The 18,535-nt window shown below is 60.0% G+C and carries 14 protein-coding genes; 7 read left to right on the top strand and 7 right to left on the bottom strand.

The window, feature by feature from the left end; genetic code table 11:
- Positions 1-38: 38 nt before the first annotated feature.
- Together N688_RS01240 and alaS are read right to left on the bottom strand one after the other, a co-directional pair.
- Positions 39-1,373, bottom strand: coding sequence for a cell division FtsA domain-containing protein (locus tag N688_RS01240; protein ID WP_052887584.1), 1,335 nt, complete (start codon positions 1,371-1,373; stop codon positions 39-41).
- A 442-nt stretch (positions 1,374-1,815) separates the two neighbouring features.
- Positions 1,816-4,458: an alanine--tRNA ligase gene (gene alaS / locus N688_RS01235; protein ID WP_052887583.1), complete on the bottom strand. Its 2,643-nt coding sequence runs from the start codon at positions 4,456-4,458 to the stop codon at positions 1,816-1,818.
- Positions 4,459-4,788: 330 nt separating this feature from the next.
- On the opposite strand from alaS, the gene N688_RS01230 reads away from it, so the two are divergent.
- Positions 4,789-5,304, top strand: coding sequence for an AAA family ATPase (locus N688_RS01230; RefSeq protein WP_052887582.1), 516 nt, complete (start codon positions 4,789-4,791; stop codon positions 5,302-5,304).
- A gap of 99 nt (positions 5,305-5,403) precedes the next feature.
- Positions 5,404-6,366, top strand: coding sequence for an HAD family hydrolase (locus N688_RS01225; protein WP_052887581.1), 963 nt, complete (start codon positions 5,404-5,406; stop codon positions 6,364-6,366).
- Between the two features lie 99 nt (positions 6,367-6,465).
- On the opposite strand, the gene N688_RS01220 is transcribed toward N688_RS01225, so the two are convergent.
- From N688_RS01220 to N688_RS01200, 5 genes are all read right to left on the bottom strand, one after another.
- The gene (locus N688_RS01220) at positions 6,466-6,960 is read right to left on the bottom strand and encodes a helix-turn-helix domain-containing protein (protein ID WP_052887580.1); all 495 of its coding nucleotides are present in this window, start codon (positions 6,958-6,960) and stop codon (positions 6,466-6,468) included.
- A gap of 75 nt (positions 6,961-7,035) precedes the next feature.
- Positions 7,036-7,422 (bottom strand): VOC family protein, encoded by a 387-nt coding sequence (locus N688_RS01215; protein ID WP_052887579.1) that lies wholly within the window; start codon positions 7,420-7,422, stop codon positions 7,036-7,038.
- Positions 7,397-8,044: a 16S rRNA (guanine(966)-N(2))-methyltransferase RsmD gene (rsmD, locus tag N688_RS01210; RefSeq protein WP_052887578.1), complete on the bottom strand. Its 648-nt coding sequence runs from the start codon at positions 8,042-8,044 to the stop codon at positions 7,397-7,399. Before rsmD ends, N688_RS01215 begins: the two co-directional genes overlap by 26 nt.
- A 26-nt stretch (positions 8,045-8,070) precedes the next feature.
- Positions 8,071-9,393: a hypothetical protein gene (locus N688_RS01205; protein ID WP_052887577.1), complete on the bottom strand. Its 1,323-nt coding sequence runs from the start codon at positions 9,391-9,393 to the stop codon at positions 8,071-8,073.
- A 223-nt stretch (positions 9,394-9,616) separates the two neighbouring features.
- Positions 9,617-10,270, bottom strand: a complete 654-nt coding sequence (locus N688_RS01200) for a glucosaminidase domain-containing protein (protein ID WP_162179467.1) — start codon at positions 10,268-10,270, stop codon at positions 9,617-9,619.
- A gap of 351 nt (positions 10,271-10,621) precedes the next feature.
- Between N688_RS01200 and N688_RS01195 the strand changes: the two genes are divergently transcribed.
- From N688_RS01195 to N688_RS01175, 5 genes are all read left to right on the top strand, one after another.
- Positions 10,622-11,284, top strand: coding sequence for a hypothetical protein (locus N688_RS01195; protein WP_052887575.1), 663 nt, complete (start codon positions 10,622-10,624; stop codon positions 11,282-11,284).
- Positions 11,285-11,428: 144 nt separating this feature from the next.
- A complete protein-coding gene (locus N688_RS01190; RefSeq protein ID WP_052887574.1) occupies positions 11,429-13,321 on the top strand; it encodes an AAA family ATPase in 1,893 nt (630 codons plus the stop codon).
- A 265-nt stretch (positions 13,322-13,586) separates the two neighbouring features.
- Positions 13,587-15,167, top strand: coding sequence for an ArnT family glycosyltransferase (locus tag N688_RS01185; RefSeq protein WP_052887573.1), 1,581 nt, complete (start codon positions 13,587-13,589; stop codon positions 15,165-15,167).
- A gap of 764 nt (positions 15,168-15,931) precedes the next feature.
- Entirely contained in the window at positions 15,932-17,608 is a 1,677-nt protein-coding gene (locus tag N688_RS01180; protein WP_052887572.1) for a spermidine synthase, read from the top strand.
- A gap of 101 nt (positions 17,609-17,709) precedes the next feature.
- Entirely contained in the window at positions 17,710-18,522 is an 813-nt protein-coding gene (locus N688_RS01175; protein WP_052887571.1) for a cyclase family protein, read from the top strand.
- Positions 18,523-18,535 lie beyond the last annotated feature (13 nt).

Here is an 18,535-nt window from a genome sequence, read left to right as displayed (position 1 = left end):
CTCTTGTCTGGCCTGGCCGCTTGCCACGCGCTTGCGTGTCAGAGATGCATATTCTGGATGACTTTGTAGAGTGCCTGCTCGAGAACACTGTTCTCGTTCTGAAGCTCGATGGCCTGGTAGGCCAGGGCCATAGGCGTGATATCCTGGGCATCGCGCAATAGCTGGCGCGGGTCAAGGATGCTGGTGACCATGTCCGGCTGGACCGTCTCAATGAGCGGCGGACGGGCAAAGGGTAGACGCTCCGTCCAGGGGAAGCTCTGGAGTTTTTCCTGGAGATCTGGCAGGGCTGAGCCGCCACCGACCATATAGATGGCAGGGGGCAGCAGCTCGTTCTTGGCCAATTCCTCGATGAGCAGCTCCACGCTATCCATCCAGGTCTGGCACTCGGGAGCCAGAATCGCCCTGATCTCATCGCGCTGATGGCCCTTGACCCCCCCATTGCTGTACGCTACTTTGAGCTTCTCCGCCTCTTTCAAAGAGAGCCCCTTGCCCGTCGCCAGACGCCGCGTAAAGGTTCGCCCTCCTAGAGCGAACATGCGTGTCTCCTCGATGCCACCCTGGCGCACCAGGGCGATATCGGTCGTTCCCCCGCCTACGTCTATGAAGATGGCCCCACTATCAGCGCTCGCGTTGGTGCTGAGGCAGCGCGCCAGGGCGTACGGCTCCGCCACAATAGCTACCAGGCGCAGATCCAGACCCTGGGCCACTGTCTCCAGCGCTCCTAACTGCATGAGAGGTGCAAAGGCGCTGAAGAGGGTGAGAGAGAGATGACGCCCGCGGAAACCAATGGGGTTTGTGACTACCTGCCCATCAACGCGCACCGAGATCACCGCGGCATTGGTGAGACGCACCTCAATATTCTGATATCCTGTCTCGGCTGCAATGCGGTCGCGAGCGTTCTTCAGCAGTTTCTGCTGAGCCATGCCGATCAGGCTTTCCAGCTCATCGGGCGTAATGAACTTATTCGGTTGCTGACGGGTCTTGGTCACCGTGATTGAGCTGCCTTTGACCAGCTCGCCAGCAATCCCAATCACGGCATCCGGCGCCACGATATCACCAGCAGCTCGCTCAGCCTGGATCAGCGCCTCATTGCAGCCCTGGATAACCCCCTCGATATCCGTGACGATGCCATCGGACATATGTGAGTAGCTCTGGCGATGCCGGCCTACGCCGAGCACAATGCCCTGGTCATCAACAACTTCGAAGACGATCGCCTTGGCGTACTCTGTGCCAATATCAAGGGCAGTATAGAACTGGCGCCCACTCCCGTCGCCATACTGCTCCTCGTAGCCGTCCTCGGGGACATACTCGTAGCTGCCTTCTCTGATCTGTCCCCCGAAGAGAGAGCGCAAGCGGTCAAAGAGCTTTACCATCAGAACTCACAACATCCCCTGTTGATGCATGCCACAGAGAACATGCCGCCTTTCGGTCCAGGCTTTAATAGGTGAACACGAGCACTACACGTACGTTATAACACAATGTCTGCTGGACAACAAGGGGCACCGGCTTCGCACCTTCCCTGTGCCGCTACTGAGCCAGTGTGCACCGCCTGCCCTGTGATGATTGTGATGATTCCTCGCCTCGCCTTCCTGAGTGCGAGGTCGCTGCCGGGTCGAGGTAGCGCCCGGCCCGGTACCAGTGTGGCAGCATCCTTGCTCTACGTCTAACTTAGGCCGGCCAGGTCGGTCCTGGCCCTGGCCTTCTCTTCGCTTTGGTGCCAGCGCTTTCCCGGGAAGGGCCTGCTGCTACTTGCTGTCTCCCCTGGGTGAGGCCGAGCAGGCCCTCCTCGCTCGGGTCGGATCAGCCGAGCCGCCCTCAGCTCAGGGCCTGCTCAACGAGTGAGGGGACCAGGGCCAGGGCCGCGCTGAGGGCCTCCTTCTCGCGTCCGCCACCCTGAGCATACTCTGGCCGACCGCCTCCTTTGCCGCCGAGCCGCTGGCCCACGGCGGAGGCAATTTTGCCAGCATGTAGACCACGTTGGACCAGTTCGGGGGCAACCAGGACCTGCACGCTCACCCGTTCATCGTAGACAGCAGCGAGTGCTACCACACTGGGGCGTCCCAACTTGTTGCGCGTCATCTCAGCAATCTCGCGCAGCACGCGATCATCGGGCGCCGACACGCTGGCCGCTATCAGTGGCACACCGCCCACCTCGCGCACCTGCTCTGCCAACGAGGCCGCCTGGCGCCTGGCTTCTTCTCGCTGATGCTGCGCCAGCTGGCGGCGCAACGCCGCTAGCTCGTCGCGCAGCTGATCCACGCGCTCGATCAGATGATCTGGCTGGGTCTGCAAACGGCTCGCCAGATTTTCGACGAGGGCTTTACGTCCGCGTAGATACTGCTCGGCGCCACGGCCAGTGAGGGCCTCAATGCGGCGAATGCCGGCGGCGATGCTCGTCTCCTGCGTGGTGAGGTAGATGCCGATCTGGCCGGTGGCGCGGCAGTGCGTGCCACCACACAGCTCTTTGCTGCTGCCCATCGAGACGACGCGCACCTGTTCGTCGTATTTCTCTCCGAACAGGGCCATTGCGCCTGTCTTGAGGGCCTCCTCCAGCGGCATAATCTCGGTGATGACCGGATAGTCGGCGCGAATCCAGCTATTCACCACCTCGTCGAGCCGGACCAGGTCCTCGCTTGTGAGAGCACGCGGCGAGGCAAAGTCGAAGCGCAGGCGCTCTGGCTCAACCAGCGAGCCACGCTGCTCAACCTGGGGACCAAGCAGGTCGCGCAGGGCTTTATGCAGCAGATGCGTGGCGCTGTGGTTGCGCATGGTGTCTTCGCGCCGCTGGGCATCAACCTCCGCCTGAACCGTCTCGCCAATGCGCAGGTAGCCCTCGGTGACGCGACCATAGTGGACGATCAGACCTTTGACGGGACGTTGGGTATCCTCGACGACAAAGGTTCCTACTCCTCCCTTGAGGAGACCTCGATCACCGATCTGGCCACCGCTCTCGGCGTAAAAGGGGGTGCGGTCCAGAATCACCAGCGCCTCTTGCGGTGCACTGACGCTCTCGACTTCTTCGCCATCGACGAGCAGCGCCACAACGTTGCCGCTCGCGCTGGTGCTCTCATAGCCGAGGAAGGTGGTCGGCGTGAGACGGCCAGCAATCTCGGTGAGCTGCTGGTCGTTGCGGGCCTGAACGAAGGGGCTGGCGGCACGACTGCGCTCCTGTTGCTGGCGCATCGCCTCCTCGAAGCCTGCCACGTCAACTGTGAAGCCCTGCTCCGCCGCAATCTCCTGCGTCAATTCCAGAGGGAAGCCGTGGGTATCGTACAGCTTGAAAGCCTCAGTCCCAGGGATGACCGTGGCGCCGCGCTCCTTCACTTCGGTCAGCAGTTCAGTCAGCAGCTGCAGGCCGGTGGAGAGCGTTTGATTAAACTTCTTCTCTTCCATACTGAGCAGCGCCACGATGCGATCGCGGTGCTGACGCAGCTCGCTATAGTGGCCGCCCATCAGCTCGATCACCGTATCGGCAGCCTCGGTCAGAAAGGGCTTCTCCAGTCCAAGCAAGCGACCATGACGGACAGCGCGACGCAGGATGCGGCGAAAGATATAGCCGCGGCCCTCGTTGCTGGGTAAGACGCCATCGGCGGCCAGAAAGACCAGAGCGCGGCCATGATCGGCGATCACACGCAGCGAGGTATCGGTGCGGGCATCACGGCCATAGGTCGTGCCAGCTAGGGCAGCGAAGCGATCGATAATTGCCCGGAAGACGTCCGTTTCAAAGACAGACTGCTTGCCCTGGAGAACCATCGCCAGGCGCTCCAGGCCCATGCCCGTATCGATATTCTTGCGCGGCAGCGGGGTGCGCTTGCCATCGAGATCCTGATAGAACTGCATAAAGACCAGGTTCCAGATCTCCAGGAAGCGCTCACACTCGCAGCCGGGCTTACAGTCTGGTTGACCGCAGCCATGCTCGACGCCGCGATCGTAGTAGATCTCCGAATCCGGTCCACAGGGGCCAGCGGCTCCCGGCGGCCCCCACCAGTTATCTTCCAGGCGCACAATGGCTTCATCGGGGATGCCGGTGATCTCCGTCCAGTAGCGCGGGGCCTCGTCATCCTCGGGATGGACCGTTGGATGCAGACGCTCGGGCGGAAGCTTCACCACCTGGGTCAGAAACTCCCAGGCATAAGCAATGGCTTCGCGCTTGAAGTAGTCTCCCACCGAGAAATTGCCCAGCATCTCGAAGAAGGTCAGCGTGCGCTCATTGCCCACTTTATCAATATCCGTCGTGCGGAAACACTTCTGCACCGAGGTGAGCCGCGTGGCGGGAGGCGTTTCACGCCCCAGAAAGAAAGGAATCATCTGCTGCATGCCGGCGGTGGTCAGAAGCACCGTCGGATCGTCGCGCGGGATGAGCGACGAGCTGGGCATCAGATAGTGGCCCCTCTGGACAAAGAAGTCCAGGAAGCGTTGGCGAATCTCAGCAGTGGTAGGCTGCACTTTTACAGACACAGCTGCCTCCTCACTAGTACAATCGGGCTGGGCTCACCCGCGGCACCTGAGCGGGACGGCTTGTATGCTGCTACCAATCCAAAACAGATCTGGTTGATATACTCAGTGCCTTGGTCTTGGTCGGTATAGCGAGCGCTCAAGTGCGCCCCTTCATCGGTCCAGATCGCTATGAGTAGATGAGATCCGATGTGGATAATAGAACCAGCGTCCTCCCCAGCACGATGCCGCGTCCCGCCAGATCGGGCATAGGTAATACTAGAGCCATTTGTGCACGGGCATTATATCAAAGCCAGGGAGCTATCGCAATGCCTGTGGAAAGGAGCGAGGTGCATGCCTGTTTCGATGAAGCTTCCCCATCGCACGCTGATGGTCCTCTGCGGGCCTGCCGGCTCCGGCAAGAGTACCTTCGCCGCGCGCTACTTTAGGAGGACACCTACGACGGTGGTCTCCTCCGATTACTGCCGGGCCATGATCTGTGATGATCCAACCAATCAGCAGGTCAACCGCGACACTTTCGACCTCTTCCACTATATAATCAGGAAGCGCCTCTTTCACGGACGCTTCACGGTGGCCGATAGCACCGCCCTCCATGCGGAGGCACGTCGTAAGCTCTGGGAGCTGGCTTTTCATTTCGGCTACCTGAAATGCCTGGTGGTTTTCAACGTCTCGCTGGCCACCTGTCTTGAGCGCGATCACCTGCGCGAGCGCCAGGTCGGCCCCCAGGTGATTGAATACCATATCCGCCTCCTGCAAAAGGCGCTACGGGAGATTCCTGCTGAAGAGTGGGACCGTGTCTATCTACTCGATGAGCACGATATGGAGGCGACAATCGAGATCGGCCTCTGACTGGTGCTGGCCTCGCTTCGCCCAGGCCAGGCCAGGCCAGTCCCCGCCTTCTCTTTTCTCTGGTAAGACCACTTTGAAAGAAAGGATTGCTTTTACTCTATGGAATTTCTCCTTCCCTGGAAACGCGATGGTTTGCGCTTCCCTGTTCCTTGCGATACGCTCTTCTTCGATGTCGATGGCGTTCTGATTAAAACCAGCGAATCGTTCCGCGCTACCGATATTGCTGTGGCTGAGTATGTGGTTGGCACGCTCCACGGTCTGGATTGGGGCCGCGCTGAGGGCCACTCTCTGGTGACGCTCGATGATGTGAAGTTCTTCAAACAGGCCGGCGGCTTCAATGACGACTGGCACATGTGCTATCTGCTGGCAGGTCTCTATACGGCGAAGCTGCGCGAGTGGCGCGGAACTCCCCTGGCCGAGCGCAGTAATCGCGAGTGGATGGAGCTGGCACGGGCAGCAATGCTGGAAGGACACGGCGGTCTGGAGTGGGTGCGCTCGGTCATTCCGGCGAGCGCTCTCCCAGACTATGAGCTGGTGGGCGAGTTGTGCCACGAATACTACTGGGGTGCGGCTGAGTATCGCCGGCGCTTCGGGCGCGAACCACGCTATCTGCCCGATTGGCCCGGCTTCGTGCACCGCGAGACCCTGCTACTCCCCCCTGACCTGCCTGTGCGTTTGCACGACGCCGGCTTGCGAAAGTTGGGCCTGATTACTGGCCGCATCGGCCCCGAGGTCGATAGCGCCCTGGAGCGCCTGGCCGCCCATAGCGGAGGACCGTGGTGGGATGTAGTGATCAGCGGCGACGATTGCTTAAAGCCAGATCCACGGGCGCTACGCCTGGCCATCGCAGCAGTGGAGGCTGGTGGCGGCCTTTATGTGGGCGATACGGCTGACGATCTCGATCTGGTTTTGAATTATCGCTGTATTCAGACCGCCGGCGAGCCTGATTTTCTGGCCGTGATGCGCGTCTTCCCCGATGAGGTGCCTCTTTATCGCGAGCGCGGCGCCGATCTGATTATTCGCGAGGTGGCTGAGCTGCTCACCTTCCTGCCCACCCACTAAATCGGGACGGGACGCTGCTCAAACATCGGCCAGGGCCAGGCAGCCCCATGCGCGGGAGGTACAACCGCAATGGAGCCGCCTGGCCGCTAACCGTCGTCTTCAGGGTGCGCGTTTCTGGGCCTCTTCAATGAGACTGACCAGGTATTGCAGCTTCTGAATGGCCTGGAGGGCATTGCGCCGATTGCGCTCGTAGCCCTCCGGGGCCAACTGCAAAAACCAGGTGCGGATCTCCTCTTCGGAAACATCATACCACTTGGTGTCAGCTTGCAGGCGCAGATAGACGCGCATGGCCGGGTCTTGCTGCTTGCGCCGCCCTACGAATTGGAGCGGCTGCGCACCACCGGCAGCCGCTGCGCTTTCTTGCTCATCGGCGGCGATGGCCTGCGCCAGCTCAGGCTCGGGATGCAGCTCCTTGTAGAGCGCCTCAACGTCGGCAGTCTTGAAAAAGTAGTCGCGCCCTACTCCCTTATAGGCCCGAATGCGGCCCTGTTGGACCCATTGGTCCAGAGTGCGTCGATCGATACCCAGGCGACGGGCCGTTTCGGCAGCATCTAGAAAGGCGAAGCGCCCTCGTGCCGGTCCACCGGTGATCATAGCTTGAACTCCTTTGCCTCCGCCACCAAAGCAGAGGCTTTCTTCCCTGTTTCTCTCGCTCGACTCGACTCTTTGCTAGCCCGTCAGGCGCTGCTGCAGGGTAATACCCAGACCATCAGGATCATGCAGGACGGCGATTAAATTGCCGGTAACCTGCTTCTCCGGTGGCTGCGAGAAGGTTGCGCCACGCGCCTTCAGCTCTTCATAGGCGGCCTGGATATCGGGAACAACAAAGGCCAGGTGAGCGACACCCGCCGGCGGGCGCCCTGGATAGAGCTGAGCCTGTCCCTGGCCACCAGCCCGATGAAGGGCCAGACGCACCGAGCCAGTCTCAAATTCTGTCCAGCCTGGCGAGCTAAAGCGCAGAGACAGGCCCAGAACATCGCGATAGAAGGCCGTCGAGCGCTCCATATCGCTGACATACACCACAATATAATCAGGCTTCTCCAGCTTGAGGGTCATAGCCAGGATACTCCTTCTTGACTTTGGCGGCGTAGAATAGCAAGAGCGTACTGCCGTAACGCCGCTCGTCTTCCAGGATCAGACGTCTGAGCGGCACCGCCAGCAGCTCATCACGCTCGCGCGGATGAATCTGGACAATGACGAGGCCGTTCTCGCTCAGGAGCGGTGAGCGATCAAGAAGGGCCAGAGCACGAGCAGCCAGGTGACGATACTGCGGCGGGGCTACATAGATGATATCATATGCCTCTGCCGGTAACGATGGACGATCTCCTGCGCTGCCGCCGGCAGGCCCGGCCTCTTGCTGGATCTGCACCCACTTGAAGGCGTCAGCGCGCAGAGTCTCTGCCCGCTCGTGCATCCCAGTCAGTTGAAGATTCTCTCGCAGTACTTTGAGGACCCGCGGGTCGATCTCGATAAAGGTGGCAAAGGCCGCACCACGACTGAGCGCCTCAATACCTACGCCGCCGGTACCGGCAAACAGGTCCAAAAAGCGGGCCCCTTCGATACGTGTGGCCAGAATATCAAAAAGCGCCGTCTTTACACGGTCGATAATCGGACGAGTGCCGGGCGTACGCGGAGATTTGAGACGCCGCCCTTTGGCTTCCCCAGCAACAACGCGCATGGTCATCTCTCCTCTGTCCTGCTCGCTCAATTGAGGGCCAGGATGGCAGCAACGTCACGGTCAAAGTTGTCTTGCTTCGCCCAGGAAATTAAGGCTTCTACCTGGTCAATGCTGAGCTGCTTGAGAGCCGCGACTCCCCAGATGCGACCGATGAGATCGCGTAGCTCGTCCTCGCTGATCTGCTCGCCGATGACGTTCCAGAGGACGGTCAGGCGCGCCTGGCTGGCTGGTGTGTTGCCACGAACCTCACGCATCTTATTTAAGAGTGTACGCGCATGAATACGATCCTGCAGTGATAACTGCCTCTTTCCACTGCTCTCTGTCCTCAACTCCTCTCCCTCTTCACCATCTCCTCTATCTTCATGATCATAATCTCCTCTTTCTTCACGCTCCTGGCTCCAATCATCACGATCATCATAACCTTCTTCTTCTTCAAAGACATATTCCTGCTCTTTTTGATAATTATTATCGTCTTCAGATTGCTGGAGCGGCCCAGGGAGAGAAGGCTCGCTTTCCTGGCTGGCTGCCTGCTCTTCTTCTTTTTCGCCCTCGTCTTCGATGATCAGCTCTTCGCGGGCCCGCCCCTGACTCCACTCACGCTGGGAAAAGACGGCGGGATAGGCCTGCTCCGAGAGAGAAAGAGAAGCGGAGAGCGAGCCAGCCGGACTGGAGGCGCTTGCGCTCGCTGCGCGACTTGCCCCCCGATTCGCCGCCGCATTTCGCTGGGCGAGGAGATAGCGAAGCTGATCCAGGGCTTCACGCAGATTGATATTACTGAGGCTCCTGACCCCCAGCAGTTTCATTGCCTGTTTTGAATCGATACCGAAATTGTCGCGCAAAATCTGCAGAAACTGAGGCAGAGTCAGATCGCTGTTGAGATTGCCGAAGACGCCAGGGGTCGAGGGCAAGGCAGGCGCCATGCGGCGCCGCAGCTGCGAGGCGGAAGGTGACAGCTGGCTCTCGGTTGGAGCAGCGGTCACTGAGGCTGGCCGGACTGGGGGCGCGGGGCGTGTCTCTGCCGATGGCTCGCGTAGGCCCGCGGGGCGTGCCGCTAGAGGGCGCCCTCCCTCTTCAGGAGCGGGATGCGCTGGGGCACCGCGCCCTCCCCCTCCCTCCTCGCCAGAGGAAGCCGCAGGTGTCTTCTGCGGCACAACGGTCGGATTGAGACGCTGCTCAAGGCGAGCGCTGAACTGATCAAGGCCCGCCAGCGCCTCTTGGAGGAGACGCTCACGCTCCTCAGCGCTGGCATCCACAGGAACCGGTACCTCAACCTGGATGACATGGAGCCGCCCCTGAGCTGCAAACTGGGTTTTATAGTGGAACCAGATATAGGCCCCACCGGCTGACATTCTCTCCTTCGCTACAGCCTCATCCATAAACAACACCTGCCTCTCTCGCCGACACGCGGCAGTCGCCGCCACCAGCCTCACCATCGCGCCTGCCCTCTGGAGAGCCAAAGGGGATCGATCAGCCAACTGTGCTGGCAGCGGGCAGCGTGACATTTCTTGTCCTCCCATTATACCAAAATGAGCGGGTTCTGCACGGTGGCCAGCTCTGCTCAACCGCCGTTTACTAGACGAGGAGCCTTCCGGCGCGCCAGGTATCAACGGCCAGCTTTATCGTGCGAACATAGGCCGCCACATCGTTATTATCAGCAGCAGGAGCATAGACGGGCACAATCTGATCAACCGTGATCAATCCCCTGGCGACGTATTCATCGGCGATCAGTCGATACCAGTCGGCAAAGCCCTCCTCCCAGCTGATGTAGCGCCGGTAGCCGGCATAGCTCGCCTGTCCAGGCAGGGCCCGAATATTGCCCAGCGAACGGGTGACGCGCGCCACACCAGCAGTACCAAAGCGGCTCTCCTCCAGAAAGAAGGCCAGGGCATAGACAGGATCAATATGGTAAGTCAAGCCATCGGCATAGAGGGCCTGCCCCTTGCCCGCCGCCGGCGAGTCGTAGGCATCCAGCACTCGATCAATGAAGTCTGCCGACACCGAGGGCTGGCCCACAACTGCATAGCGGCCCTCTTCCTGTAGAGCGGCGGGATCAAAGAAGAGCCACAACAGGGCGGCCACTACCAGCGTGGCCAGCGCCAAGACCAGCCAACGACTCCGCCACCCTGCTCCTGACCTGCCGTAGCGCCGAGCAGGGCGACGGCTTCCCTGGCTCTTGCTCCTGCCGCGGCTTCTGCGACTGCGTCGATAGCGCCCACTGCGCATCATACTCCATCTGTCTTCAAGACAAAGATTGCGGCCAGCTTGCTGCCGGGGGCTATTATCGCACGAGTCGGGAGCGAAACGCCAGTCGCTTGTCAGGTGGCCGTCACTTCGAAAGCAGTAGGCGAATTGCTTCCAGGAATCACTTGCCAGGCAGAGGAGCAGACCGTACAATACAGTCAACATAAGACGACCGCCCTGCCCTCACCGGGTGGGAGGCCGTCACAGATCAAGGGTCGCCAGAAACAGGAGAACGAGTAAAAGCAGCGACAGCAGGCCGGGGGAACGTCACGGCGAGCGGATAGCACTGGAGCGGGCACCCCATCCGCCCCGACTTTATCTGTAGGAGCACGTCCTATGCTTCATCCTTCACCGACATATCCGCGATTACCAGAAGCGAAGCCGAGCGAGCAAAAGCAGCCAAGAGCCACCCTTCTGCGCCCGCGTTTGGGAGAGAGGCCGCTGGCGCGCAGGATTAAGGCCCTCTTGCGCCCGCCGATCAAAGCCATCTACTACGTGATCAGTCAGGTTCGCAGCCACAAATTGCTGAGCCTGGTCGTCGTGGTGATCTTTCTGGCTACCGCTACCCTGACCAATTACACCCTGACGGGGGAGTGGCCGCTGGGCATCGCCCAGGACCAGTTTAATTTCCACATCAATGGCGGCAATGGTGGCGGCGATAAAGTCAAAGACTGGCTCTATGCCCTACGCGACGGCGATGTGGCCACGATGCACATGCTGCAATCGACGCTGATCATGGCTCAACCCCCTGATCCAGCCGAACTGGTCAGCCAGTACAGTGAGAAGCAGACTAATCTGGTCTGGCGCGACATCCACGTCGTGGGGGCCTATCAACAGTCAGACACGACTATTGACAGTCTGGTGAGCGTGAGCCTCGGGGCCCGCGGCCCGGGCGGAGGGACCAGTGGCTACATGCTCTGGCACTTTACCACTATAGCTCAGAACGGCGGGATGCTGCTCGCTCTCAGCCTCGTGAGCTTCCGGAACGCTCTTAGCTAGTTAGTGCGTCTATGGTACGGCAGGGCCTCGCGTCGGCGACTCCCTGACTCCCTGAGCACAGGCGAGATGGCCAGAGCTGGCGATATGAGCTAAAAGCCAGAGGTCGCTCGCTGACCCCAGTTAGTGAAAGAAAAGGGGACTGTCATGGCGACAGAGAAACAGTTTGAGAAGCAGACCGAGCTGGATAAGTCTATCGACCGGGGTCTCGATCAGTTTGGCCGCTTCGTGCGTCACAACTGGTTCTGGCTCCTGCTCGGAGGACTTGTCCTCTGGTACTTCTTCAATGCCATTTTCCCCCAGTTGAGCGCCCCTTCCCCGGGGGCTCTCTTCGCCTACCTGTTGCAGATCGCCTTTGCCATCTTCTATATCCTGATCCAATTTATCGCCCTCTTCTGGTTCCTGGGACGCCCCCGTCTCTACTGGCTGATGCCGGGCGAGACAGGTGTCGGCTTTCAGGACTATAAGGGCAACCCCGAGGTGTTGGAGCAGGCCAGGCGAATCGTGGCTATCCTCCAGGGGATTAAAGAGTTTCGCGAGATGGGCGGCCAACCCATTCGGGGACTGTTGCTTTCTGGCCCGCCCGGCACCGGCAAAAGCTATCTGGCTCAGTGCATCAGCAGCGAAGCTCAGGTTCCTTTTGGTTACGCCAGTGCCGCCAGCTTTCGCAATATGTTCTGGGGCATCGATGTTCTGATTATTATGCGGCTCTATCGGCGGGCGCGCAAACTGGCGCGAGAGTACGGGGCCTGCATTCTCTTCCTGGACGAGATCGATGCGCTGGGAACTGCGCGCACGAATCAGGGTCGTACCCCAGTCCCAGGCATGGGTGGCGGCCTTTTTGGCTTTATGAGCACTGGCGGCTCTCTTAACCAACTGCTGATGGAGCTGGACCCGCCGCCGGTTGAAACAGGTTGGTTTAGGAAAATTCTGCGCGTCCTCGGCCTCTATCACGGGCGGGTCCAGCGCGAGCCGGTCTTGACCATCGGAGCGACTAATCTGCCCGAGAGCCTCGATCCTGCCTTGCTGCGCCCGGGACGCTTCGATCGGCGCATCCACGTGGCGCCACCCACGGATAAGTACCGCGGCGAGGTCATTGAGTACTATCTGCAGAAGGTGAAGCATGATCCCACCATCTCGATCAGTGCCCTGGTCTACCGCATGGCGGAGTACACGCCCGTGGAGATTAAGCACGTCATTAACGAGGCGGTGATCATCGCCTACTTCTCTGGACGCGATGAGGTGCACTATCAGGATATTATCGAGGCCCAGGATATCCACGAGCTGGGCTATCGCCGGGAGAGCAACCTCTCGCTCCTGGAACGACGGCGCCTTGCCTACCACGAGGCCGGTCATGCGGTCGCTTCTTACTACCTGCTAGAGCGCCACCTGCCACCTTTTGTGACCATTCATCAGCGCAGTAGCCTCGAGGATGCGGCTGCCTTTGCCCTTCCTCGACCCAAGGAGACGATTGTCACGATGAGCAAGGAGGAGATCCTCGCCCATATCCAGATGACTCTCGCCTCCCGCGCCGCTGAGGAGCTGTTTCTCAATACTCAGCTCAGCGGAGTCGTTGGTGACCTGCAGCAGGCTACCATGCTGGCCGCCTCCTACATCGGCCTCTATGGCATGGACGGTACGCTGGTCTCCTATGGCCTCCTCGCCCCTCAGTCTTCAGAGCCAGGCGCTACACCCAGCGCGCTGCCACTGCCTGAACTCAAAGAGCGCGTTGAAGCTGTGCTTCAATCCCAGCTGAAGGCTGTGAAACGCCTGTTACAGGAACATCGCGAGGCGGTGATCGCTGTGGCCGAATCCCTGATTGAGCGCGAAGAGCTGACCCCCGAGGAGGTCGAGGAGCTGATCGATCAGGCCGACGCCCACCGCGTGACCGTCCAGCTGCTGCCCGAACTGGCCCCAGTGCTTGGTCTGAATCAAGGGCAGACAGATGGCGATGGCCACTTAGCCGCGCTCGCCAGGCTGCCAGCCAGCAACGGCCATGCCGCGGATGAAACTTCCGCTCCCGAGGCCACCCAATCGTAAGCTCAACTTCCTCGCAGACTCCGGGGCCTGGAGTCTGCGAGGAAGTGCAGCGGAAGAAGACGAAGCGTTTCTACTGTTGTGCTTATTCTTCCTTTCCCCCGCTATCGAGTGCTCGCACCGTTGTCTTGATGGCATGATCTTGTTATACACCCTCGAAGCAGACCAGGCCATTTCTCTCAAGATGATGATCTTTGCGCTACAGTAGTGTATAGTGAAATGCGTCTCTCTAGGAGAGAACTCAGAACTGCTTGAGGGTTACAAGCCTATGACCAACGAGGTCATCGTGGATAGCCAGGCCCCCATGTCCACGACGCAGAGACCCCAGAGCGCTCTCAGGCGCTGGTTGAGCTGGGCAGGGCTATGCCTCTTGCTCGCCCTTGGCTTGGGCATGCGCCTCTATCAGTTGGGACAGCCACTAGAGCGCGATTTTGACGAAGGGGTCTACCTGCAGTCGTTGCGCGCTATGAGCCACGGCTTTGCTCTCTATAGCCAGATCTTCTATTCACAGCCGCCGTTCTTTCTGGAATCAGTCTTTCCAGTCTACGCCCTGGCCGGTCAAACTCTGTGGGCGGGGCGCCTGGGGATTGCCCTGCTCTCGCTCTGCGGTCTGCTCGGTGCCTGGTTACTTGGCAAGGCTCTCTCTAGCTATACAGGCGCCTTCGTGGCCTTGCTCTTAACGTTGACCAGCGTATCGTTTCTCAACGAATCGCGCGTTCTGCAGGCAGATGGTCCATCGGTCGCGCTGTCGCTACTGGCCGTCGGCCTGGCCTTTCACTGGTGGCGCAAGCCCGCCGGCTGGCGCGGCCTGCTCCTGGCCATCTTGAGCGGGGCGCTCCTGGCGCTCAGCATTCTTACCAAATTCCTGGTCGTACCCGCGCTCCTTGCCGTCGGTACGCTGGTCCTGATTCGCTTCTGGCAGCTGATCCGCCCGCCCCAAGGAAAGGCCCTCCCGGCTCGTGGCCTCTCCTTCTGGGCGCCGGTAGCCGGCATTCTAGCCTTCGTGCTGGTCGGGCTCCTGCTCTGCGTACCGTTCATCGGCTCCTTTCCCGTGATGTTCGAGAGTATTTTCTCTTTTCATACCCAGTCAAGCGCAGACTTCCGCTACACTTTCCGTACGCTCACCCTGCCACTGTTAGCACAGGGCCTGCTGACACCCCTGACACTGGCAGGTCTGGCAGGGACAATTGTAGCTGGTCTACGCCGTGATTGGCGTGTCATACCCTTGCTGCTCTGGTTGATAGGGACGCTCGTTGTTCTACTCACGCAACGTCCCCTGTTCGTTCACCATCTGGTCGCGCTGGTGCCGCCGCTTGCGGGACTGAGCGCTTTAGGGTCCCCCGATCTTGCGGCGCTCAGCCGCTGGCGTCGGGGCAGCAGCGACCAGAGTCAGCGCACGTTGTCACTGGCTAGCTTGATCATGGTGATCGTCCTGGTGCTCACCTGTGCCTGCGCTATCGGCCAGGATCTGCTCTATTTTCTCCAGCCACCTCATCCTGTGACGCCTACAGGGCCGCTCCAGCGCGTGGCCAGAGATCTGGAGCACTTCACCAAACCGGGCGACCTGGTGATTAGCGATGAACCGCTAGCGGTGGCGCTCGCCGGACGGGATACCCCTCCCTGGCTCGTCGATCCCTCTTCGGTGCGCATTCACACCAGCTATCTGACACTCCAGGATCTGATCACTGCCAGCCAGCAGCCCCAGGTACGGGCAGTGCTCTTCTTCAGCTCGCGCTTCCGCTTACCCGAGGTCGAGGAGTATCATAATTGGGTGGCCCAACATTTTCACCTGGTGCGTGTCTATGGCAAGGATAGCATAGGCTATCCCCAAGAGCTATGGGTGCGCTAATAGCGCCTCTGCCAGTTCGCCTTCGGCTCAAAACAGAGGCGCTATCCTTAGTGCAAGCGAGGAGAGCCACGGAGAAAGGAGTCGTCTCATGGCGGGACGTCGTACTTTTAGCACGATGGAAATTATTCTCTTGAGCGTTTTGATTGGATCACTGATCCTGGCATTCTTACAGGCACGCCGGCAAGCAGAGCCACACTAGAGCCGTGGTCGGCTCATCCTGGTGACGCTGATCCCTCCTCTCCACTACCTCAACAAGCGCCTCCCTGGTCGGGGTGCGCCGAGGCAGTAAGAGCACGGAGAAAGTAAGCAGGCTGCAGTGAGACGCGCTGCAGCCTGCTTTGTCTCCTGCGAGGGCGAGCAGCGGACAGGTGGGCAAAGTCTGAGTCAGCATGATATCATAGGTAGCAGCGAAGGAGAGCAAGGCGCTAGCCAGCTAGACGCATCAAAGGGCGGCCCGCGCCAGTCGAGGCCGCAGCGGAGCAACAGCCACAGCAGAGCGCGGCATGGGGTGCCGGCTGCTCGGCCCAAAGTGAGCCGTCCCTCCGTCAGTGAAGCCAGCGCAGGGGCCGGCTCCTGATACATGCCCCTGCGCTCTCGGCTGAGCATGATTGCTGCCTGTCGGTCTGCTTTTTCTCATCATCCTCATTGGCCGACTCACTGCGGCGACCACGGCAGCGCCGGCCCTCAGCCCTCGCTCTCAGCACATCGATCGAGAAGAAAGGCTTCATGCCAGATCGCCAAATTGTTGAAAGAGAGTTACTGTCATGACAACGGTCACCTCAGATGAGCAAAAGCCACCCCTGGAAGAGAGCATTGCACCAGCGGCAGCGTATCCTCTGCAAAAGTGGCTGCTGGTGCTAGTTGTCTTTGTGGCCGGGGCGGCTTCGCTGGGGGTTGAGATGGCCGCTTCGCGTCTGCTTGCCCCGTATTTTGGCTCCTCGCAGTTTGTCTGGGCGGCCCTGATCGGCCTCATCTTGCTCTATCTGACCTCGGGCTACTATCTGGGTGGACGCCTGGCCGATCGTTTTCCCCGGCCTGTTGTCTTCTACCTGATTACCACTATCGCAGCCTTCACTATCGGCCTGATCCCCTATATCGCGCGTCCGATCCTGCTCTGGTCGCTCAAAGCCTTTGCCACCTACTCGGCCAGCGTCTTCATCGGTTCACTCGCCGCCGTTATCTTCCTCTTCGCCATCCCCGTCATCCTGCTCGGCTGCGTCTCCCCCTTTGCTATCCGCTTGCTCTTGCAACAGGTGGGCCGCTCCGGCAGACTGGCCGGCCAGCTCTACGCCATTTCGACCGCCGGTAGCATTGTGGGCACCTTCCTCCCTGTGCTCTGGCTGATTCCCAACTACGGCACACGCTTCACGTTCCTGGTAACCGCCATTACGCTGCTGCTGGTCTCGATCCTCGGCCTCTTGGCCAGCAGTACAGGACCGGGCGGAGGCGGTCGGCGCTCACGGGAAGGCAACCAGGCCCCCCGCTTCAACAAGAAGAGCCTGCTCTCCTTGCTGCTGCTGATCCCTTTGGGGCTGGAGTTTCTGGCTCTAGGCGGTCCCATCAAGCCGGCCTCGGGCACCGATGGCGGCGGGGTGCTCATCGCCGAGCGCGAATCCGAATATAACTACATTCAGGTGGTGCGCGTTGGTAGCGAGATGCAGCTTATTCTCAACGAAGGGGAGGCAGTACACTCGGTCTATGATCCCAACTCGATCCTGACTGGCGGCCCCTGGGACTACTTCATGATAGCCCCTTATTTCAACAGGCCGCCCTTTACCCCGGCGATGGTTCAGCGCGTTGCCATCATTGGCCTGGGCGCCGGAACTATCCCCCGCGAAATCACCGCGGCCTACGGCCCCATCCCTATCGATGGCGTCGAGATCGACCCCACCATCGTCGAGATGGGCCGCCGCTACTTCGCGATGAATGAGCCGAACCTGCATGTGATCGTCGAGGATGGGCGCTACTTTTTGCGCACAACAACGCAGAAATATGACATGATCGGAATCGATGCCTACCAGCAGCCTTACGTCCCCTTCCAGCTGGCGACCGAAGAGTTCTTCAGCGAGGTACGTGCCCATCTGACGCCGACCGGGGTGGCCGTGATCAACGCCGGACGGACCCGCCATGACTTCCGCCTTGTGGAAACGCTCGCCCAGACCATGCACGCAGTCTTTCCCAATGTCTATATTATAGATACAGCGCGCTTCACGAATAGCATCATCGTGGGCACGAACGCAGCGACCTCGCTCAGCGACTTCGCCCTTAACACATCCATGCTGACGAATCCGCTGCTGACCAACGTCGCCCAGGCCAGCCTCGCCTTCGGGAATATACGCGAGGAGAAGGGGCGCCATGTCTTCTTTACCGATGATCGCTCACCAATCGAGCAGCTCATCGATCAGATGATTCTTGATGCTATCCGCAGCGGCGACGAGTGACCGCTCACCAGCGCCCACCGCGCACGTCTGGCCTTGGGGTCCCGCTGCTGCTGATAGAGCATACTATAGTTTCAAATCTAGCTCATGCTGGAGGGAAGCGGATGCCTTTTAGTCCGATTGATCTGAGCAATGTGCGCGTGCTAGACCTTTCTCAGAACTGGGACATTCACACGCCAGGCTTTGCGACCTACGAGGGGCCAACGGTCAAGTGGATCAAGCGCGTGGCTTTCGATAAAGTGGGGGGCCAGCATATTTCATCGACGCTACACGTTGGAACCCATCTTGATGCGCCCCTGCATTTTATTACCAATGGCCAGGATATCGGCAGCATTCCCCTGGAGAAGCTGGTCGGCCCCGGCGTGGTGGTCGACCTGGAGGCGATGGGCATCGGCGACTACGATATCTACACCTCGGCCCACTTCGAGGAGTGGGAGCGCAAGACTGGGCTGCGCATCGAGCCTGGCGATATTGTGGTGGTCCACACCGGCTACCACAAGTATTATCCCAGCAACTGGTACGGCGAGACGCAGCCGGACGAGACGCGCTACTTTATCAAACATCCTGGTCCAACGCGAGAGTTCGTGCAGTGGGTCCTCGATCGAAAGATTTCCTGGTTTGCCATCGATGCCGGCTCAATGGATCATCCGATGAACACCGTCATTCGTAAGGTCCGCCCGGACCTGGCGGCCAAGTGCGCTGAGAAATTAGGGCGCCCCTTAGAGGAGATCTGGCCCGAGGAGGATCTGCAGCTCATGCATTATGATCTCTTCCCCCACGGCGTTTTCCATGTCGAGAACGCTGGCGGCATGATCGATGAGGTGCTGGACCAGCGCGTCTGGATCGGCTGCTTCCCCTGGAAGTTTAACGGAGGCGAGGCAGCTTTCTGCCGCCTGGTGGCCTTTGTGGGGAAATAGGCCGGCCTGGCCA

Source organism: Thermogemmatispora carboxidivorans (genome assembly GCF_000702505.1).
GTDB lineage: Bacteria > Chloroflexota > Ktedonobacteria > Ktedonobacterales > Ktedonobacteraceae > Thermogemmatispora > Thermogemmatispora carboxidivorans.
This window is presented reverse-complemented; position numbering and strand designations above follow the sequence as displayed.

Excerpts from the sequence above, each read along its gene's own strand:
- N688_RS01190 (WP_052887574.1), top strand. The coding sequence starts at position 11,429 with ATGGCGACAGAGAAACAGTTTGAGAAGCAGACCGAGCTGGATAAGTCT.
- N688_RS01240 (WP_052887584.1), bottom strand. The coding sequence starts at position 1,373 with ATGGTAAAGCTCTTTGACCGCTTGCGCTCTCTCTTCGGGGGACAGATC.
- N688_RS01180 (WP_052887572.1), top strand. The coding sequence starts at position 15,932 with ATGACAACGGTCACCTCAGATGAGCAAAAGCCACCCCTGGAAGAGAGC.
- rsmD (WP_052887578.1), bottom strand. The coding sequence starts at position 8,044 with ATGCGCGTTGTTGCTGGGGAAGCCAAAGGGCGGCGTCTCAAATCTCCG.
- N688_RS01200 (WP_162179467.1), bottom strand. The coding sequence starts at position 10,270 with ATGATGCGCAGTGGGCGCTATCGACGCAGTCGCAGAAGCCGCGGCAGG.
- N688_RS01185 (WP_052887573.1), top strand. The coding sequence starts at position 13,587 with ATGACCAACGAGGTCATCGTGGATAGCCAGGCCCCCATGTCCACGACG.
- N688_RS01230 (WP_052887582.1), top strand. The coding sequence starts at position 4,789 with ATGCCTGTTTCGATGAAGCTTCCCCATCGCACGCTGATGGTCCTCTGC.
- N688_RS01220 (WP_052887580.1), bottom strand. The coding sequence starts at position 6,960 with ATGATCACCGGTGGACCGGCACGAGGGCGCTTCGCCTTTCTAGATGCT.
- N688_RS01195 (WP_052887575.1), top strand. The coding sequence starts at position 10,622 with ATGCTTCATCCTTCACCGACATATCCGCGATTACCAGAAGCGAAGCCG.
- N688_RS01175 (WP_052887571.1), top strand. The coding sequence starts at position 17,710 with ATGCCTTTTAGTCCGATTGATCTGAGCAATGTGCGCGTGCTAGACCTT.
- N688_RS01205 (WP_052887577.1), bottom strand. The coding sequence starts at position 9,393 with ATGTCAGCCGGTGGGGCCTATATCTGGTTCCACTATAAAACCCAGTTT.
- N688_RS01225 (WP_052887581.1), top strand. The coding sequence starts at position 5,404 with ATGGAATTTCTCCTTCCCTGGAAACGCGATGGTTTGCGCTTCCCTGTT.
- N688_RS01215 (WP_052887579.1), bottom strand. The coding sequence starts at position 7,422 with ATGACCCTCAAGCTGGAGAAGCCTGATTATATTGTGGTGTATGTCAGC.